The organism is Chromatiales bacterium (assembly GCA_014762505.1).
GTDB lineage: Bacteria > Pseudomonadota > Gammaproteobacteria > SpSt-1174 > SpSt-1174 > SpSt-1174.
The window spans coordinates 58,398-77,138 of the sequence record JABURS010000019.1 but is presented as its reverse complement, the minus strand read 5'-3'; the positions used below and the strand labels follow the sequence as shown (position 1 = coordinate 77,138).

Here is an 18,741-nt window from a genome sequence, read left to right as displayed (position 1 = left end):
GCGCCGCCGCCTTCAAGCACCCGCGAACCGATCCGTGACAAAACCGCCATCTGGGGGCGCGGATATTGGTGGTGGCTTTGCCACGAGGGGTCTTAGTAAGCTACGGCCATGTCGCTCAACCCCACCGACCCCGGCGTCAACGCCGCCGTCTTCGCCTCGGCCGGCTCCGGCAAGACCTACCAGCTCGTCACCCGCCTGGTGCGCCTGCTGCTGGCCGGCGCCCGCCCGGACGGCATCCTGGCCGTGACCTTCACCCGCAAGGCCGCCGGCGAGATGCAGGAACGCCTGCTCGCCCGGGTACGGGGCTGGGCGGGCATGGACGACGACCAGCTCGCCGCCGCCCTGGGCAGGATCGGCGAGGCCACCGACGCGGCCACGCGCCGGCGTGCCCGCCACCTCTACGAACAGCTGCTGCATGCCGAACGCGGTGTGCGCACCACCACCTTCCACGCCCTGTGCCAGGAACTGCTGCGCCGCTTCCCGCTGGAGGCCGACGTGCCACCGGGCTTCGAGCTGGCCGAGACCACCGGCGAGCTGCGGGATGCGGCCTTCGAGGCCATGATCGCCGACGCCACCCGCGACCCCGAGACGCCGGTCGCCCGGGGGCTGGAGGTCCTGTTCGACGCGCTCAACGGCATCGACAACACGCGCGGCGCGCTGGAGAGCTTCCTCGCCTACCGCGCCGACTGGTGGGCCTATACCGAGACCGCCGCCGACCCGCTGGCCTTCGCCGACGCCCGCCTGCGCGCCTTCCTCGATACCGATCCGCAGGCCGACCCCGTGGCCGAACTGCTCGACGGGCCCGGCCTGCAGCGCCTGACGGAATTCCGCGCGCTGCTGGAGAAACACCCCACCCAGACCAACCTCGGGTTCGTCGAGACCATCGCCACGGTGCTGCACGAGGAGCGCTCGCGCGCGGACCGCTACGCGGCGCTCAGCAACGTCTTTCTCACCGCCCGGGGCGAGCCGCGGGTGCGCAAGCCCAGCGCCACGCAGGCGAAAAAGATGGGGGCCGACGGCGAGGACCGCTTCCTCGTCCTGCACGCCGAATTCTGCGCCGACCTCGCCCGCTGCCGCGAGGCCCTGGCCCGCCAGCAGGCCCTGGCCGTGAACCTCGCCTGGTACCGGGCCGGCCAGTGCTATCTCGATCACTACCAGCGCATCAAGCGCGAGCGCCGCATGCTGGACTTCGCCGACCTGGAGTGGCGGGCCTATCGCCTGCTCAACCACTCGGACAACGCCGCCTGGGTGCAGTACAAGCTGGACCAGCGCATCGATCACCTGCTGATCGACGAATTCCAGGACACCAACCCCACCCAGTGGCGCCTGCTGCTGCCGCTGCTGGAGGAGATCGCCGCCGGCGACCCGGAGCGGGCGCGCAGCGTGTTCCTGGTGGGCGACCCCAAGCAGTCGATCTACGGCTTTCGCCGCGCCCAGCCCGAGCTGCAGGCCGAGGCCTCGCGCTGGCTGGAAGAACGCCTGGCCGGCCGCCAGGTCCCGCTCAGCAAGTCCTGGCGCTCCTCGCCGGCCGTGATGGCCTTCGTCAACCGGCTGTTCGACGCCACCCCGCTCGGCGCGCAGCTTGCCGGGTTCCAGACCCACGACACCCATCACCACGACCTCTGGGGCCGCGTCGAGGTGCTGCCGCTGGTGCCGAGGATGGACAGGCCCGAGCCCGCCGAGAGCGAGTCCCCGCCGGTGCTGCGCAACCCGCTGGAACAGCCGCGCCCCGTGTACGAGGACGACACCGCCTATCGCGAGGGCCAGGCCATCGCCCGGCGCATCCGCGCACTGCTCGACAGCGGCCTGCCGGTGGGCCACGGCGCGGAGGCCCGCCCGCTGCGCCTCGATGACATCCTCATCCTGCTGCGCAACCGCACCGCCAGCGCCCAGCTGGAACGCGCCCTGCGCGAGGCCGGCATCCCCTACCTGGGCAGCGAACGCGGCGGGCTGCTCGAGGCCCTGGAGATCCCGGACCTGCTGGCCCTGCTGGAGCTGCTGGTCACGCCCTTCGACAACCTGCGCCTCGCGCAGGTGCTGAAGTCGCCGCTGTTTGCCGCCAGCGACGACGACCTCATCGCCCTGGCCACCACCGAGGGCCGCTACTGGCTGGACCGGCTGGCCACGCTCGCGCAGGGCCCGGGCGCCTCGCCGGCGATCCGTGCGGCACAGACCCGTCTCGCGGCCTGGCAGCCCCTGGCCGGGGCCCTGCCCATCCACGACCTGCTGGACCACATCTATACCGAGGGCGATGTGCTGGCGCGCTATCGCGCCGCCACGCCCGAGGACCAGCGGCCCGTGGTCATGGCCAACCTCTCCCGCTTCCTGGAACTCGCCCTGGAGGTGGATGCCGGGCGCTACCCGAGCCTGATCAAGTTCCTCGACCGGCTGCGCCAGCTGCGCGCCGGCGCCAACGAGGCCCCGGACACCCCGCCTGCCCAGGGCGTTGATGCCCGCGTGCGCATCATGACCGTGCACGGCTCCAAGGGCCTGGAGGCCCCCGTGGTGATCCTGGCCGACAGCACGGCCACGGCCAACGGCCGCAGCACCTACGCGGCACTGGTCGACTGGCCGGCCGACGCCGAGCGTCCGGCGCGCTTCCTCCTGCCGGGACGCAAGGACGACCTGCCCGAGCCCGTCCGCGCCCTGCTGGACGAGAAACAGCTGCGCGACGCCCGCGAGGACGCGAACCTGCTCTACGTCGCCCTCACCCGCGCCCGGCAGCTGCTGATCGTGAGCGGCCACGCGCGCGGCAAGGGCGGGGAGACGCACTGGTACGCCGCCATCGAGCAGGCCATCGACGGCCTCGGCGCACGCGACGAGGAGGGCATCTGGGTGCTGGAGCACGGCGAGCCGCCGGTCCCCGCCGCACCCGTGGCCGCCGCCGAGGGCCCCGCCGTCCCGGCCGGCCTCGACCGGCGACTGGCCACCCCGCCCACCACCGCCGAGATCGCGCCCAGCCGCCAGGTCGGCACCGGCGGGCTCGTCGAGGCCGAGGACGAGGACGGCCTCGCCCGCGGCGTGGCCATCCACCGCGCCCTGGAACTGCTCACTGGCCCAGCCCCGCCCGACGCCGGCACGCTGGCCGCACGCATCGCTGCCGAGCTCGCCCTGGCCGCACGCCGCGAGGAACTCGAGGCCTGGATCGGCGAGGCCCGGGCGGCGCTCGACCACCCGGCCTTCGCCGATGTCTTCCGCCCCGCCGCGGGCATCGAGGCCCGCAACGAGCTGCCCATCCTCTACGCCCGCGACGGCCGGCGCGTCTACGGCCTCATCGACCGCCTGCTCATCGGCGACGACCGCGTGGTGGTCGTCGACTACAAGACCCACCGCGTCGACGCCGGGCAGTGCGACGCCCTGGCCGCGCACTACGCACCACAGCTGCGGCTCTACGCCGACGGCCTGCGCCGCCTGTGGCCGGAGAAGGCCATCGACGCCCGTCTGCTCTTCACCCATGCCGGCCGCCAGGTACGCGTCGACCTTGAAGGCGCCTGACCGCATCCCTATATTGGTCCCCCCGATCCATCACCGAACATATCCACAGGAGGCCCCAGGCCGATGGCAGATTCCCGTTACATCTTCGATGTCACCAGCGAGACCTTCGACACCTACGTCCTCCAGAACTCCCACCAGGTACCGGTCCTGGTCGACTTCTGGGCCGGCTGGTGCCAGCCCTGCCAGATGCTCATGCCGGTGCTGGCCAGACTCATCGAGGAATATGACGGCAAGGTGCTGCTGGCCAAGGTGAACAGCGACGAGCAGCAGGAACTGGCCGGCCGCTTCGGCGTGCGCAGCCTGCCGACGGTGAAGGTCTTCAGGGAAGGCCGCGTGGTCGACGAGTTCATGGGCGTGCAGCCCGAGCCCGCCATCCGCGAGATCATCGAGCGCCACGTGGTACGCGAGTCCGACCTCACCCGCGCCGAGGCCCTGCGCCTGGCCCGCGAGGGCGACATCGCCGGCGCGGAGAAGGTCCTGCGCGACCTGCTCGCCGCCGACCCCAGCGTCGAGCGCGCCAAGGTGGACCTGGCCAGCATCCTCGCCCAGACCGGTCGCGCCGACGAGGCCGACGAGCTGATGCGCACCGTACCGCTCAACATCCAGCAGGAAGAGGACGTGAAGGCGCTGATGCAGCGCATCAAGGCCATCCGCCTCACCGAGAACGCCCCGGACACCGCCAGCCTGCGCCAGGCCATCGAGAAGGACCCGGCCGACCTCCACGCCCGGCTGCAGCTCGCCGCGCGCCTGGTCGCCGACGACCAGCTCGAGGGCGCGCTGGAGCAGTACCTGGAGATCATGAAGCGCGACCGCAAGTTCGAGAACGACGCCGGCCGCGAGGGCATGCTCTCCGTGTTCGAGATGCTGGGCGGCCAGGGCGAGCTGGTCTCCACCTACCGCCGCAAGATGGCGGCGATGATGTACTGACACCGTCACCGACCACCAACCCACCGCCGTCACTGCAGGAGCAGGCATGAACGAGATCACCCTCACCACCCCGGACGACTGGCACGTCCACCTGCGCGACGGCGACATGCTGGGCGAGACGGTGCCGGCCACGGCGCGCTGCTTCCACCGCGCCATCGTCATGCCGAACCTGGTGCCGCCCATCGCGACGGCCGAGCAGGCCCTGGCCTACAGGCAGCGCATCCTCGACGCGCGCCCGGCGGGCTCGGACTTCGAGCCGCTGATGACGCTCTACCTCACGCCGCACACCACGCCCGAGGAGATCCGCAAGGCGAAACAGGCCGGCGTGGTCGCGGTCAAGCTCTACCCGGCCGGCGCCACCACGCACTCGGATGCCGGCGTGAAGGACCTCAGCGGCGCCTACGACGTGCTGGCGGCCATGGCCGAGGAAGGGCTGCTGTTCCTCATCCACGGCGAGTCCACCGATCCCGCCGTGGACATCTTCGATCGCGAGAAGGTCTTCATCGAGCAGTACCTCGAGCGGCTCGTCGCCGACATGCCGACGCTCAAGGTGGTGCTCGAACACATCACCACCAAGGACGCCGTGGAATTCGTGAGCGGCGCGGGCGAGAACGTCGCGGCCACCATCACGCCGCAGCACCTCATGCTCAACCGCAACGACATGCTGGTCGGCGGCATCCGCCCGCACAACTTCTGCCTGCCCGTGCTCAAGCGCAACATCCACCAGCAGGCCCTGCGCGACGTGGTCGCCACCGGCTCGAACAGGTTCTTCCTCGGCACCGACTCCGCGCCGCACGAGAAGGCGAAGAAGGAATCGGCCTGCGGCTGCGCCGGCTGCTACAGCGCCTGGAGCGCGCTGGAGCTCTACGCCCAGGTCTTCGACGAGATCGGCGCGCTGGACCGGCTCGAGGGCTTTGCCAGCCACCACGGCCCGGACTTCTACGGCCTGCCGCGCAACCGGGGCACCGTCACCCTGGTGCGCGAGGACTGGCAGATCCCGGAGGAGATCACGCTGCCCAACGGGCGGCCCATCGTTCCCTTCCAGGCCGGCAGCACCGTACACTGGAAGGTGAAGACCGGCGCATAACGCGCCGAAGCCCGGGCAGCAGCGATCGACCGCAACACCCACACGTAATCCACAAACAAGGGGCCGCCAGGACGGCGGCCGCCGACGGTGAAGGAGCACCCGAGCCCATGATGACCCCAGTCTCCCCGTCTTCGGACCGCGCCCGCGAGGTCCTGCACAGCGTCTTCGGCTACGATGCCTTCCGCCACACCCAGGGCGACATCGTCGAGCACCTGATCCAGGGCAACGACGCCCTGGTGCTCATGCCCACCGGCGGCGGCAAGTCGCTGTGCTACCAGATCCCCGCGCTGGTGCGCGAGGGCACCGGCATCGTCGTCTCCCCGCTGATCGCGCTCATGCAGGACCAGGTCGACGCCCTGCGCCAGAACGGCGTGAAGGCGGCCTTTCTCAACTCCTCCCTGAGCGCCGAGGAGGCGCGCACGATCGAGAGGCAGCTGCAGCGCGGCGAACTGGACCTGCTCTACGTCGCCCCCGAGCGCCTGATGCTCTCGCGCACGCTCGAGCTGCTGGAGCGGGTGCACATCGCGCTGTTCGCCATCGACGAGGCCCACTGCGTCTCGCAGTGGGGCCACGACTTCCGCCCCGAGTACATCCAGCTCTCCATCCTGCACGAGCGCTTCCCCCAGGTGCCGCGCATCGCGCTCACCGCCACGGCCGATGCCCCCACCCGCCGCGAGATCGTCCAGCGCCTGGCCCTGGAGGACGCCCGCCAGTTCGTCAGCAGCTTCGACCGGCCGAACATCCGCTACAGCATCAGCGAGAACCACGGCAACGCCCGCGACCGCCTGCTGCGCTTCATCCGCGACGAGCACCCGAACGACGCCGGCATCGTCTACTGCCTGTCGCGCAAGCGCGTGGACGAGATCGCCGCCTGGCTGAGCAAGCAGGGCCTCAACGCCCTGCCCTATCACGCCGGCCTCAGCGCCGAGGCCCGCCGCGACCACCAGGAACGCTTCCTGCGCGAGGAAGGCGTGATCATCGTCGCCACCATCGCCTTCGGCATGGGCATCGACAAGCCCGACGTGCGCTTCGTCGCCCACCTCAACCTGCCCAAGAGCCTCGAGGCCTATTACCAGGAGACCGGCCGCGCCGGCCGCGACGGCCTGCCCTCCAACGCCTGGATGGTCTACGGCCTGCAGGACGTGATCACCCTGCGCCAGATGCAGGAAGGCTCCGAGGCCGGCGAGGAGTTCAAGCGCGTCGAACGCCACAAGCTCGACGCCATGCTCGGCTTCTGCGAGCTCACCACCTGCCGCCGCCAGGCCCTGCTGCGCTACTTCGGCGAGACGCTGGCGCAACCCTGCGGCAACTGCGACAACTGCCTCAACCCGCCCGAGACCTGGGACGCCACCGTCGCCGCGCAAAAGGCCCTGTCCTGCGTGCACCGCACCGGCCAGCGCTTCGGCGTGAACTACCTCATCGACGTGCTGCTCGCCCGCGAGAACGCGCGCATCAAGCAGTTCGGCCACGACCAGGTCAGCACCTACGGCGTCGGCACCGAGCTCAACCAGGCCCAGTGGCGCGACCTCTACCGCCAGCTCATCGCCCGCGGCCTGCTGGCCGTGGACGTGGAGGGCCACGGCGGCCTGCACCTCACCGCAGAGGCCCGCCCGGTGCTGCGCGGCGACACCCGGCTCATGCTGCGCAAGCTCAGCCGCGCGGCCGCCGCCAGACAGGGCAAGCGCGAGAAGGCCAGCCGCTACACCGACCGGCCGGAAAGCAAGCTGTGGGAGGCCCTGCGCAGGCGCCGCCAGGAACTGGCCGACGAACAGGGCGTGCCGCCCTACATGATCTTCCACGACGCCACGCTCATGGAGTTCATCGAGAACCGTCCCGACACATTGTCACAGATGAGCCAGATCTCCGGCGTCGGCGACCGCAAGCTCGACGCCTACGGCGAGGCGTTTCTGGACGTGCTGCACGAATACGCCGGCCTCGACGGCGAAGACGCCAACCCGGTCGACAGCGCCGACGAGACCCTGCGCCTCTTCCAGAGCGGCATGGACATCGACACCATCGCGCATGAGCGCGGCGTCAGACCCACGACCGTCTACGGCCACCTGGCCGAGGCCATCGAACACGGGCTACTGGCGCTGTCGGACGTGGTGAAGCTGGATGACAAGACGCTGGAGGGAATTCGCTTTGTCTTCGACCAGCACGAGGGCGGCAAGCGGCTCAAGCCGATCCATGACGCGCTGGAAGGGAAGTACAGCTACGAGATCCTGCGCTGTATCCGGGCGGCATTTAACCAGGAATAATCTGCCTAGGTATCGCCGTTTAGATTTGGTAACGCGCAATAACCAAAAGACAAAGAACTGAATGCGGAGCAGTCGACCGTGTACTACCCTATGCAAAGTTCTTCACTTATTGCACTCTAAGTCCGAGGTTTAATTGGCAGGGTCGGTATCGGACATGCTGACACCTATTCCAAGTGCATTCCTGGATTCGACTCCCTAATGAATGCCACCAGTGCATCGACCCTCTCATCTAAATCGAGAACACTCCAGTCACACTCATAGTTCTCTACAATGTATTTTGCAACACCCACCTTTGACGCCTGGCCCATTTCCCCATTTCTTTTTTCAATCGCCAACATATTATCATACCTACCGAAACCGGAAACCGGCTTCGATTTGCTCGCAACTTTTGATAAAGCCGATTGCACCTCCGCGACCGATAGATAATTTTCTATTTCCCTTCCCGCCGTAACCCATGCAAACCCCGGCCCCTCATTAAACTCATCAACTAATCGTTTTTTTGTTGCGTTAATCTTTGATGCTGAACCCGCCTTATCACTATCAATAACGATCACTCCTCGGCGATTGAGGCGCCTCAACGAGATAAACTCGTCCACCAATTCACCAACGTCGTTACCACTTAAATGAGAAGCCAATTTGCCACCGTAAAACATTATTGAGTAGTGTATCCCCTCTACTAACTCAGGCGACTTCGAATGCAGCCAGTAATTCAAATAAACTCGGTCAGATGGACCCTCGACCCAGACAATGCAATTTGATTGAAGCAAGTCAGATGGGTGGTAACCTAGGTCTTCACAAATACTCGATCGATGACGGTCTGATGTCACTCTTCTTATAACCGAACATCCATTATCTAAACTTACGTGATAAACCTCTGATCCGGGCGCATCCATAAGCGCCGCCGAATGTGTCGTAATAAAGTATTGATTTGTCGTAGATGAAATCAGATACCTCACAAGCTTCTTCTGAAGAATCGGATTCAAATGAAGCTCCGGCTCCTCCATGCATATTACCACATCATTGAGAATCGTCGCCGCAGACGCGAGAATGATAACCTCATGAATACCAGTGCCGAGAGATTCTAGAGGCAAGGTCTTCCCGTCCATGTGAACCAAGATCGTATCTCTTTCATGCGGAATCTCTATCGTCGCAGATTTATTATCTGTAACACTCCTCAGAAACTCATTGATCTTATTAAACTTATCTCGATCCTCTTGGTTGTGAACATCCGGGTTCTGCAACCTTACCAGTCGCTCAATAATTCCTTCGCCACTAAACTCCTCAGATTCTGAGCCTTTATCACCCACCTTGCGGATCGCAGGTATGATTATCGCGTTAACCTGTTGGAATCTAGGGGCGAGCGCCATAACAGTTTCAGGTATCCAGTGAGCATCTTTAGAACCGCCACTCCTTCTCGTCAACGCCCTCCAAAGCATTTCAATCTCTCGGTCGCTCAATACATTAAATACCGGATACCAGTCAGCCCCAATAACACTAGTGCCGTCCTGATAGTCGAACCAAGCGTCTTCTAATCCATCAATCCGGGCTTTTTCGACTAAAAGTTTTAGTATAGAACTAGCCTCTGTTGCTCTCTGACGATTCTCCGGCAACTTCGAAATCGAATTCTCGACAACGTCAACATAATTTCCCGATTCATCTTTATCCAAAGAAATAGACGAACCAACAGTAAAGTTCGCGCCTGCTGGGATGTGACGATCTAAAGCATCGAGGGAAACATTCTTTCGACCTGGCAAGGCCGGATATAGATTCACGATAAATCGAAGAATATTTGATTTGCCAGAATTGTTTCTTCCAATAAACAAGTTTATCTTTCCGAACCTTTCAAACCTTTGTATCTCGCTACCAAAACTTCGGTAACCGGATAATGAAAGCGATCTTATTTTTAAGTTTTTTTCATGCATACCAATGTATCCGACGGTTACTAAACCGTTAATACTCAAAGCCCCACTAGGCACAAGCACCGAAAAGATCTTGTCGAAAAATATTCAGTCAAAGAAGTGACTCTAAATTTTTTCAACGCATGGTTTCTTCACAGAATTTAACAAGCGCTCGCCATAACTCGAGACATAGCCAACAGCACGAGAGAGACCGCCCCCTCACATCAACCGTAGCATACCGGGCGAGAGCCCTTTAACAACATTCTCTAGAGATAGCACTGGATGACAGCCGATGTTACCGTGACGACTTTATCCTGTCCGCAACAGTTTAGTCGGAAGCGACTTCAAGAATGTGTTTCTTCTTATTTTGTTAAATTCTTCGGATATCAGCATCGGCTCGCTCCCTAGATCCCGAACACAAGCAGATTAAAGCATAGCAGCAAGAAACCAGATAAACAGCAACAAGCCAGCCACGGCCATGACCGTGACCTTGAGCATCTGGGACAGCACTCGCTCCTTGACCTCGCTGCTGTCGCTGAAGCGATAGAAATCTTCCACGTCTACCGGCTGGGTCACCTCGTACTCGGGGTCCTGGATCAGACGCTCGGCCTCGTCCGCCTGACTATCGAGATAGACCCACACGCCCACCACCTTCGGGATACCGACGCTCATCACGCTGAACATGAACTCGCCCGTCAACGCGGCCGGGATGCCGTTGGCCTCGAGCATCAGCTTGATGCCGCGTGCCTCGTCCTCGCGGTCGGCCTGGTAGACGAGCTTCACGCCTTACTCCACCCGGGGACGCAGGCGGTAGATCCCGCCGCTGTCGGTGGAGAGGTAGATCCAGCCCTCGGGGCTCTCGGCCAGGGCGCGGATGCGTGCGTTGAGGTCTTCCAGCAGGCGCTCTTCGCCCACCGCCTCGCCGTTGTCGTTGAGCTCCACGCGGTTGAGATGGCGCAGCTTGAGTGCGCCGGAGAACAGGTTGCCCTCCCAGGCGGGGAAGGCCTTGCCGGAATACAGCAGCAGGCTGCCAGGCGCGATGGAGGGGGTGTAGAGCTTCACCGGGTCTTCCATGCCGGGCTTTGACTTCGCCTCGCCCACGTCCATCGGTCCCCAGTATTCCTGGCCGTGAGAGACCACCGCCCAGCCGTAGTTGCGCCCGGGCTGGACGAGGTTGATCTCGTCGCCGCCGCGCGGGCCGTGTTCGATGAGCCAGAGGCGCTCGTGCCCGGCATCGTAGACCAGGCCCTGCGGGTTGCGGTGGCCGTAGCTCCAGATCTCGGGCAGGGCATCGCGGCGACCGACGAAGGGGTTGTCCTGCGGGACCGAGCCGTCGAGGTTCAGGCGCAGCACGCAGCTGGCGTGGGTGGTGAGGTCCTGGCCGTTGTCGCGCACACCGCGGTCGCCGATGCCGAAGAAGACATGCCCCTTGCCATCGAAGGCGATGCGGCTGCCGAAGTGGCGGGTGGTGCGCTGGTGGAACGGGTGACGATGAGGTCCTGCCAGTCGCGCAGGCGGTTCCCGTCGAGCCGCGCGCGGGCCAGGGCGGTGGCCCCCTCGCCGCGTACGGGCTTGCTGTAGGTGAAGTAGAGCTGGCGGCTCTCGGCGAAGTCCGGCGCCAGCGCCACGTCGAGCAGCCCGCCCTGCCCGTTGGCGTAGACCTCGGGCAGGCCGTCGAGGTAGGTGACCTCGCCGCTGCCGATCACGAGGCGTCCCAGGCGCCCCTCGCGCTCGGTGAAGAGCAGCGTGTCGGCATCGAGGAAGACCATGCCCCAGGGCACACCCAGACCGTCGGCGACGGGCTCCAGCGTGAAGTCGGGCGCCGCCTGCCGCTCGGCGGCCTGGAGTGGCGCCATGGCGCCGAGCAGCAGCAGGGAGATCAGGGTGAGCAAACGCATCGTCATGTCCTCCTGGTGACAGAAAACCGCCTCTCAAGTGTAGAACCCGAAGCCCCTGCCGTGTTCCCCAACGAAAAGCCCCGCGCGGGGCGGGGCTTGTGCTGGCAGCGTACGGAAGCCTATCTGGCCGCGGCCTGGTGCTCCAGGACCTGCACCAGCTCCCTGGCCGGGCGGTAGCCCGGGATCAGCTGGCCGTTGTCCAGCACGATGGCCGGGGTGCCGCTGACGCCGATGGCCTCGCCGAGCTGCATGTGCTCGCGCACCGGGTTGTCGCAGATCTGCTCCGGCACCGGCTCGCCGGCCTTGGCCCGGCTGAGGGCGTCGTTGCGGTCCTCGCTGCACCAGACGTTGACGGCCTTGCGGTAGGAGGCGGAGTTGAGCCCGGCACGCGGGAACAGCAGGTAGCGCACGGTGACACCCTCCGCGTTCAGCGCCTCGACCTCACGGTGCAGCATCTGGCAGTAGGGGCAGTCGATATCGGTGAACACGGTGATGCGGTGCTTCTCGTCCTTCGCCGGGTAGACGAGCATGTCGGCGTCACCCAGCCCGTCGATGGCGGTCTTGCGACCCGCGGCCTTGGCGGTCTCGGTGTAGTTGTGGCGGTTGGCCAGGTCGATGAGCGCACCGTCGACCAGGTAGCGGGCGTCGGCCGTCATGTAGAAGACGTCCACGCCATAGCTCACCTGATACAGGCCGGGGATGGGGGTCTCGCTGATGGCATCGGGCTTGCGGCCCTTCATCATGGTGGTGAGCGTGGACTCGAGCTCCTTGACCTGGGCGGCGTCGGCCGGCTCGGCCAGGACGGGCGTGGTGACGGCCAGGGCCATGAGGGCGGCGGCGAAGACGCCGAATACATGCGTGCGAATCATCGGGAAAGGGCTCTGTATGAAATGGGCTTGATGTGGGTGTGACCGCCGGTGGCGGCGGAAATTCCGTTGCCGTCCCGCGGGCTCAGCCGCGCGGGTGATGCGCCGCATGCAGGTCCTTGAGCCGGGCGCGGGCGACGTGAGTATAAATCTGCGTGGTGGAAAGGTCACTGTGGCCGAGCAGCATCTGCACCACGCGCAGGTCGGCACCGTGGTTCAGCAGGTGGGTGGCAAAGGCGTGGCGCAGGGTATGCGGCGAGAGGTGCCGGCGTATGCCCGCCTGTTCGGCGTAGCGACGGATCAGGTACCAGAAGGCCTGCCGCGTCATGGCACCACCGCGGCGCGTGACGAACAGCGCATCGGAGACCCCCGCCCCCTTCAGGAGATCGCCGCGTGCGCCGCGCAGGTAGTCCTCGATGCGCGCCACGGCCTCCTCGCCCATGGGCACCAGGCGCTCCTTGCTGCCCTTGCCCATCACGCGCAGCACACCCTGGCGCAGGCTGACCTGGTCCAGCCTGAGCGCCACCAGCTCGGAGACGCGCAGGCCGGTGGCATAGAGCAGTTCCAGCATGGCGCGGTCGCGCAGTCCCAGGTCGGTGGCGAGATCGGGGGCGGCCAGCAGGGCCTCCACATCGGCCTCGGTGAGGGTGTCGGGCAGCGGTCGGCCCAGCCGGGGGGATTCGATCTGGGCGCTGGGATCGGCGGTCACCAGCCCCTCGCGCAGGGACCAGCGATAGAAACGGCGCAGGCTGGAGAGCAGGCGTGCGGTGGAGCGCGGCCGTGCACCCTGCTGCAGGCGGTGCGCCAGATAGCCCTGCAGATCGCCGCGGCCGGCGGCGAGCAGTGCATTCCCCTGCCCCTCCAGCCAGCCGGCCAGGCCGGCGAGGTCGTTGCGGTAGGCCGCGAGCGTGTTGTCGCTCAGCCCCCGCTCCATCCACATGGCATCGAGAAAACGGTCGATGGCGCGCCGCGAGGCGGAGGGCGCCACCGACTCGGCCGGGCGGCTCATGCGGTGGTGTCGTCGTCCTCGTCATCGAGTTCCGGGAAGTCCGGCGGGCTCGGCGGCGTGAACTTGTCGCTGAAGGCCCTGAGCATGTCGAAGGGCAGAGGGAAGAACACGGTGCTCGAGTTCTTGCTCGACATGTCGGCCATGGTCTGCAGGTAACGCAGCTGCAGGGCCTGCGGGTTCCTGGAGATGATGGCCGCGGCCGCCAGCAGGCGCTTGGAGGCCTGGTATTCGCCCTCGGCGTTGATCACCTTGGCGCGGCGTTCGCGCTCGGCCTCCGCCTGGCGGGCGATGGCGCGGATCATGCTTTCGTCCAGGTCCACGTGCTTGATCTCGACGTTGGTCACCTTGATGCCCCAGGCATCGGTCTGCGAATCGAGAATGCCCTGGATGTCGGCATTGAGCTTGTCGCGCTCGGCCAGCATCTCGTCCAGCTCGTGCTGGCCCAGCACCGAGCGCAGCGTGGTCTGCGCCAGCTGGCTGGTGGCGGCATAGTAGTCCTCGACCTGGATGATGGAGCGCTCGGGATCGACCACGCGGAAATACAGCACCGCGTTCACGCGTACCGTGACGTTGTCGCGCGAGATCACGTCCTGGCTGGGCACGTCCATGGTGATGACGCGCATGTCCACGCGCACCATCTGTTGAATGCCCGGAATGACGATGCGCAGGCCCGGCTGCTTGACGATCTGGAAGCGACCGAGGAAGAACACCACCAGGCGCTCGTACTCCGGCACGATCTTGATGGAGAGAAAGAGAAAGCCGACGATGATCGCCAGCGGTACCAGCAGCGTGATTCCCATATCAGTTGTCCTCCAACACCTTGATGTTCAGTTTCAATCCATCCATGGACAGCACCTCGACGCGCTGCCCCTTGCGTACGGGCTGTTCGCTCACGCCCGTCCACAGTTCGCTGTGCACGCGGATGTGCCCGCTCCTGTCGAAGTCCTCCAGCGCCTCGCCCTGCGCGCCGATCATCTCTTCTGCACCGCTGACGTACTTCTTCCGGCGCATGCGGATGAACATACCCGCAACCCAAAGGAAAAACACCGCCGACAGCAGCGCCGTACCCCCGATCAAAGGCAATGACACGCTCAGGTTCTCCTCGTCCAGCAAGATCACGGAACCGACCGCAAAGGCGATCACCCCACCCAGCCCCAGCGCACCAAAGCTGGGCATGAAGGCCTCGCCGACCATGAAGATGATACCCAGCAGGATGAGCGCCAGGCCGGCATAGTTGATCGGCAGCACCTGAAAGGCATACAGCGCCAGTACCAGGCAGATGGCGCCGACCACACCCGGCAGCACGTAACCCGGGTTGGAGAGCTCGAAGATCAGGCCATAGATGCCGATCATCATCAGGATGTAGGCGATGTTCGGATCGGTGATGATGGACAGCAGTTCGTAGCGCCAGTCGGGCTCGACGAATTCCACCGGTGCATTGGCGGTATCCAGGGTGATGCCGCCGATCTCCATCTTCACCGTACGACCGTGCATCTGCTGCAGCAGGTCGCTGAGGTCCTCGGCCACCAGGTCGATCACGTTCTGGGCCGCTGCCTCCTCGGCGGTGAGGTTGACCGCCTCGCGCACCGCGCGCTCCGCCCATTCGGCATTGCGGCCACGCCGCTCGGCCAGGCCGCGGATATAGGCGGCCGCGTCGTTGATGACCTTGCGCTCCATGGCGGTGCTGCCATCGCCCGGCTTCGGCGCCTTCGACTCCTCCCCCGCCGCCGGCTTATCCTCCTCACCCGACTGCTCCGGGGAGGCGGGCCCTGCCGGTGACTTCGGCTCCTCGGGCATGCCAGGCATGCCACCGATCTGCACCGGCGTGGCCGAACCGAGATTGGTGGCGGGCGCCATGGCCGCCACGTGACTGGCGTAGAGGATGTAGGTGCCGGCGCTGGCGGCGCGCGAGCCGGAGGGATAGACGTAGGTCGCGACGGGCACGCGCGAGCCGAGGATGGCCTTGATCATCTGCCGCATGGAGGTGTCGAGACCGCCGGGCGTATCCATGCGCAGCACCACCACCGCAGCGTCGCGCTCCTCGGCGCGCTCGATCCCGCGCACCACGTAGTCGGCCGTGGCCGGACCGATCGCGCCCTTGATGTCGAGCACCACGGCCGGGCGCGGCGTCTGCGCCTGCACGGCCAGCAGCCCGCCCACGGCAAACAGCGTCAGAAACACCAGCCTGCGCCATCCTCTGCCCATTTCTCGCTCCCGTTTCAGGCCCTGCGATTGTGGTAGCATCGCGCGTCTGGCCCGAGACCGCAACCGCAACCGCAAGCCGATGACGACCCACGCCCTCACAGCCCTGATCCTCACCGGTGGCCAAGGCAGCCGCCTGGGCGGCCGCGACAAGGGCCTGGTGGTCTATGACGGGCGGCGCCTGATCGACATCGCCCTGGCCCATCTCGATGGCCGCTGCGACGAGATCCTCATCAGCGCCAACCGCCATCTCGACATCTATGGCCAGACCGGTCGCCGGGTGGTGGCCGACACGCGTGCCGACTACCCGGGTCCGCTGGCCGGCATCGAGGCCGCACTGGCTGTCGTGACCACGCCGCTGCTGCTCCTGCTGCCCGTGGACTGCCCGCACCCGCCACAGGACTGGCCGTCGCGCCTTTCTGCCGCACTGGAAGCGACCCCCGCCGCCGGCCTCGCCGTGCCGCAGGATGGCGAACGCCTGCAGCCGCTGTTCGCGCTCCTGCGCACCCGCATCGCCCCCTCGCTGACCCGTTTTCTCGACGCCGGCGAGCGCCGGGTGCAGGCCTGGGTTCGTGAACAGGCACCGGTCACGGTAGACTTTTCCGACCAGCCGGACGTCTTCACCAACATCAACACGCCGCAGGACCTCGCAGGACATGACTGATCGCCCCATCCAGGCCCGCATCCCGGTGCTCGGCTTTGCCGCCTACAGCGGCACGGGCAAGACCACCCTGCTCACGCAGCTCATCCCCCTGCTGCGGGAGCGGGGCCTGCGCATCGCCATGATCAAGCGCGCGCATCATGCCTTCGACGTGGACCAGCCCGGCAAGGACAGCTACGAGCTGCGCAAGGCCGGTGCGGCGCAGATGCTCATCACCTCCGATGTCCGCTGGGCGCTGATGACCGATCTCGACAGCCCGCGCGAGCCGCAACTGGCCGAGCTCGTCGCCCGCATCGACCAGGACCGGGCCGACCTCATCCTGGTCGAGGGCTTCAAGCACGAGGCCTTCCCCAAGATCGAGCTGCATCGCCGCGAGGTCGGCAAGCCGCTGTTGTACCCGGCGGACAGCGACATCATCGCCATCGCCACCGACGCGCCGGAGATGCTCGACACCGGGCTGCCACTGCTGTCGATCAACGACCCGGCAGGCGTGGCCGACTTCATCATGAACCACCTCAGGAAAGGGCCTGCCGCATGAACCACGGCTGCGACGAATACGATCCGAATTCACTCACGGTCGAACAGGCACAGGCACTCATCGACCGCATCGTCGAGCCGGTGAGCGGCCGCGAACGCGTCTTTCTGCGTGCCGCGCTCGACCGCGTGCTCGCCACCGATGTGACGGCCCCCTTCGACGTACCGCCCCACCGCAACTCGGCGATGGACGGCTATGCCGTGAGATCCGCCGACCTGCCGGCAGAGGGCGAGGCGCGACTTGCCGTGATCGGCGGGTCCTTCGCCGGCAGACCCTTTGCAGGCGAACTCGCGGCCGGCCAGGCCGTGCGCATCATGACCGGCGCCGTGGTCCCCACGGGGGCCGACACCGTCGTCATGCAGGAAAACGTGCAACGCCAGGGCGACACCATCATCCTCGCGCCGGGGCAGCGGGCGGGTGACAACGTGCGCCATCCCGGCGAGGACATGCAGGCCGGCGAGGTGGTACTCGAGGCCGGCCGCCGGCTGAATGCCGCCGACATCGGCCTGCTCGCCTCCTTCGGTATCGCCGAGATCGACGTCCATCGCCGGCCGGTGGTGGCCTTCTTTTCCACCGGCGACGAACTCAAGGGCATCGGCAGCAGGCTCGGCGAGGGCGACATCTACGACAGCAACCGCTATACCCTGCACGCCCTGCTCGAGCGCCTGCCGGTCATCATCCGCGACATGGGCGTGATCCCGGATGACCCCGCGGCCGTGCGCGCCGCCTTCGCCGAGGCCGCAGCCCATGCCGACGTGGTCATCACCTCCGGCGGCGTCTCGGTGGGCGATGCCGACTACGTGAAACAGACGCTCGACGCGCTGGGCAAGGTGGATTTCTGGAAGATCGCCATGAAACCCGGCCGCCCGCTCGCCTTCGGCCGCCTGGGCGAGGCCGTGTTCTTCGGCCTGCCCGGCAATCCCGTATCCGTGATGGCCACCTTCATCCTGTTCGCACGCCCGGCGCTGCTCAAGCGCGCCGGTGCCATTCCAGTTCCGCCACTCATGCTGAAGGCACGCACACAGAACCGCCTGAAGAAAAGGCCGGGACGCAAGGACTACCAGCGCGGTATCCTCGCACAGGCGGACGACGGTACGCTCGCCGTCGACACCACCGGCCTGCAGGGCTCGCATGTGCTGAGCTCCATGAGCCGGGCCAACTGCTTCATCGCGCTGCCGCGCGAGTCGGGGGATGTCGAGGCGGGGGAATGGGTGGAGGTGATTCCGTTCGCCGGGTTGTTCTGAGCAGCAGACGATTGTCACCATTTTTTTGTGGCTCAACGAAAAAGGCGGCCCGTTCGGGCCGCCTTTTTCGTTACTGCCTGATCGCTCAGGATGCCGCCTTTTTCTTGCGACGGCTCTTTTTCTTGCCGACCGCCTTCTTGATTCTGGCGATCTGTTTCTTTTCCCAGCGTTCGCCGTGACGAATCATCTCGGCGGCCTTCTTCTCACCCAACTTGAGCAGTTCCTGTTCGCGCTTGAGGACGCCATTGAGTTCTTCCTTGAACAGCTTCGCTTCGGCCTTTGCCTGGTCCTTGACCGCCTTCATCTCGGCCTTGAGCGCCTTGACGGTATCGCGCAGGTTTTTCACCAGCTCGCGCTGCTTGGCGGCGCGCTCGCGGGAAGCGGCATTACGTGCCCGGGTGGCGCCACCCTTGCGTGCGCCGGCCTTTTTCTTGGCAGCGGCCTTCTTCTTCGTCGCAGCCTTTTTCTTCGTGGTGGTTGCGCGCACCGCCTTCTTCTTCGTGCCTGCGCGACGGGTAGCGGTCTTTTTCGTGGTGGACTTCTTCGTGCTCGCCTTCTTGGTACCGGCCGCGCGACGCGCAGCCTTTTTCTTCGTTGCAGCCTTCTTTACGCCAGCCATTGGTGGTTGTCTCCCAAAAAGAAGTTCACCCCGAGTATATGT

14 protein-coding genes and 1 pseudogene are annotated in these 18,741 nt (G+C 65.6%); 7 read left to right on the top strand and 8 right to left on the bottom strand.

Translation table 11 applies throughout. From position 1 onward, the window contains the following. Positions 1-108: 108 nt before the first annotated feature. The 4 genes from HUJ28_02020 (at position 109) to recQ (ending at position 7,767) form a co-directional block, all read left to right on the top strand. On the top strand, positions 109-3,495 hold the full coding sequence (locus tag HUJ28_02020; protein ID MBD3618235.1) for a UvrD-helicase domain-containing protein: 3,387 nt from the start codon (positions 109-111) through the stop codon (positions 3,493-3,495). Positions 3,496-3,558: 63 nt separating this feature from the next. Further along, entirely contained in the window at positions 3,559-4,422 is an 864-nt protein-coding gene (trxA, locus tag HUJ28_02015; GenBank protein MBD3618234.1) for a thioredoxin, read from the top strand. 46 nt (positions 4,423-4,468) lie between these two features. Continuing rightward, positions 4,469-5,509 carry a dihydroorotase gene (gene pyrC / locus HUJ28_02010; protein MBD3618233.1) on the top strand — a complete coding sequence of 347 codons (1,041 nt, stop codon included), beginning with the start codon at positions 4,469-4,471 and terminating at the stop codon, positions 5,507-5,509. 107 nt (positions 5,510-5,616) lie between these two features. Continuing rightward, positions 5,617-7,767 carry a DNA helicase RecQ gene (gene recQ, locus HUJ28_02005; GenBank protein MBD3618232.1) on the top strand — a complete coding sequence of 717 codons (2,151 nt, stop codon included), beginning with the start codon at positions 5,617-5,619 and terminating at the stop codon, positions 7,765-7,767. 164 nt (positions 7,768-7,931) lie between these two features. Here recQ and HUJ28_02000 read toward each other — a convergent pair whose 3' ends face one another. From HUJ28_02000 to HUJ28_01970, 7 genes and pseudogenes are all read right to left on the bottom strand, one after another. Continuing rightward, complete coding sequence (locus HUJ28_02000; protein ID MBD3618231.1) at positions 7,932-9,689, bottom strand: AAA family ATPase; 1,758 nt, start codon at positions 9,687-9,689, stop codon at positions 7,932-7,934. Between the two features lie 402 nt (positions 9,690-10,091). Then, positions 10,092-10,448: a DUF2007 domain-containing protein gene (locus HUJ28_01995; protein ID MBD3618230.1), complete on the bottom strand. Its 357-nt coding sequence runs from the start codon at positions 10,446-10,448 to the stop codon at positions 10,092-10,094. Positions 10,449-10,451: 3 nt separating this feature from the next. Next, positions 10,452-11,563, bottom strand: a pseudogene (locus tag HUJ28_01990) (PQQ-dependent sugar dehydrogenase). 119 nt (positions 11,564-11,682) lie between these two features. Next, a complete protein-coding gene (locus tag HUJ28_01985) occupies positions 11,683-12,432 on the bottom strand; it encodes a DsbC family protein (GenBank protein MBD3618229.1) in 750 nt (249 codons plus the stop codon). Positions 12,433-12,514: 82 nt separating this feature from the next. Then, positions 12,515-13,438: a site-specific tyrosine recombinase XerD gene (gene xerD / locus HUJ28_01980; protein MBD3618228.1), complete on the bottom strand. Its 924-nt coding sequence runs from the start codon at positions 13,436-13,438 to the stop codon at positions 12,515-12,517. Then, the gene (locus HUJ28_01975; GenBank protein ID MBD3618227.1) at positions 13,435-14,238 is read right to left on the bottom strand and encodes a slipin family protein; all 804 of its coding nucleotides are present in this window, start codon (positions 14,236-14,238) and stop codon (positions 13,435-13,437) included. Before HUJ28_01975 ends, xerD begins: the two co-directional genes overlap by 4 nt. Position 14,239: 1 nt before the next feature. Further along, a complete protein-coding gene (locus HUJ28_01970; protein ID MBD3618226.1) occupies positions 14,240-15,643 on the bottom strand; it encodes a nodulation protein NfeD in 1,404 nt (467 codons plus the stop codon). Positions 15,644-15,722: 79 nt separating this feature from the next. On the opposite strand from HUJ28_01970, the gene mobA reads away from it, so the two are divergent. From mobA to HUJ28_01955, 3 genes are read left to right on the top strand one after another with little or no spacing between them, the layout of a single operon-like run. Then, positions 15,723-16,304: a molybdenum cofactor guanylyltransferase gene (mobA, locus tag HUJ28_01965; GenBank protein MBD3618225.1), complete on the top strand. Its 582-nt coding sequence runs from the start codon at positions 15,723-15,725 to the stop codon at positions 16,302-16,304. Next, positions 16,297-16,839, top strand: coding sequence for a molybdopterin-guanine dinucleotide biosynthesis protein B (gene mobB / locus HUJ28_01960; protein ID MBD3618224.1), 543 nt, complete (start codon positions 16,297-16,299; stop codon positions 16,837-16,839). The genes mobA and mobB overlap by 8 nt, the downstream gene beginning before the upstream one ends. Continuing rightward, positions 16,836-18,080, top strand: a complete 1,245-nt coding sequence (locus HUJ28_01955; protein ID MBD3618223.1) for a molybdopterin molybdotransferase MoeA — start codon at positions 16,836-16,838, stop codon at positions 18,078-18,080. The genes mobB and HUJ28_01955 overlap by 4 nt, the downstream gene beginning before the upstream one ends. Before the next feature lie 85 nt (positions 18,081-18,165). Here the strand turns inward: HUJ28_01955 and HUJ28_01950 are convergent, their stop codons facing one another. Then, positions 18,166-18,699 carry a hypothetical protein gene (locus tag HUJ28_01950; GenBank protein ID MBD3618222.1) on the bottom strand — a complete coding sequence of 178 codons (534 nt, stop codon included), beginning with the start codon at positions 18,697-18,699 and terminating at the stop codon, positions 18,166-18,168. Between the last annotated feature and the right edge of the window lie 42 nt (positions 18,700-18,741).

What these genes read in the sequence shown, in the direction of transcription:
- HUJ28_02020 (MBD3618235.1), top strand. Translation starts at nt 109, where the DNA reads ATGTCGCTCAACCCCACCGACCCCGGCGTCAACGCCGCCGTCTTCGCC.
- trxA (MBD3618234.1), top strand. Translation starts at nt 3,559, where the DNA reads ATGGCAGATTCCCGTTACATCTTCGATGTCACCAGCGAGACCTTCGAC.
- HUJ28_01955 (MBD3618223.1), top strand. Translation starts at nt 16,836, where the DNA reads ATGAACCACGGCTGCGACGAATACGATCCGAATTCACTCACGGTCGAA.
- HUJ28_01950 (MBD3618222.1), bottom strand. Translation starts at nt 18,699, where the DNA reads ATGGCTGGCGTAAAGAAGGCTGCAACGAAGAAAAAGGCTGCGCGTCGC.
- HUJ28_01975 (MBD3618227.1), bottom strand. Translation starts at nt 14,238, where the DNA reads ATGGGAATCACGCTGCTGGTACCGCTGGCGATCATCGTCGGCTTTCTC.
- xerD (MBD3618228.1), bottom strand. Translation starts at nt 13,438, where the DNA reads ATGAGCCGCCCGGCCGAGTCGGTGGCGCCCTCCGCCTCGCGGCGCGCC.
- HUJ28_01970 (MBD3618226.1), bottom strand. Translation starts at nt 15,643, where the DNA reads ATGGGCAGAGGATGGCGCAGGCTGGTGTTTCTGACGCTGTTTGCCGTG.
- mobA (MBD3618225.1), top strand. Translation starts at nt 15,723, where the DNA reads ATGACGACCCACGCCCTCACAGCCCTGATCCTCACCGGTGGCCAAGGC.
- HUJ28_01985 (MBD3618229.1), bottom strand. Translation starts at nt 12,432, where the DNA reads ATGATTCGCACGCATGTATTCGGCGTCTTCGCCGCCGCCCTCATGGCC.
- pyrC (MBD3618233.1), top strand. Translation starts at nt 4,469, where the DNA reads ATGAACGAGATCACCCTCACCACCCCGGACGACTGGCACGTCCACCTG.
- mobB (MBD3618224.1), top strand. Translation starts at nt 16,297, where the DNA reads ATGACTGATCGCCCCATCCAGGCCCGCATCCCGGTGCTCGGCTTTGCC.
- recQ (MBD3618232.1), top strand. Translation starts at nt 5,617, where the DNA reads ATGATGACCCCAGTCTCCCCGTCTTCGGACCGCGCCCGCGAGGTCCTG.
- HUJ28_02000 (MBD3618231.1), bottom strand. Translation starts at nt 9,689, where the DNA reads ATGCATGAAAAAAACTTAAAAATAAGATCGCTTTCATTATCCGGTTAC.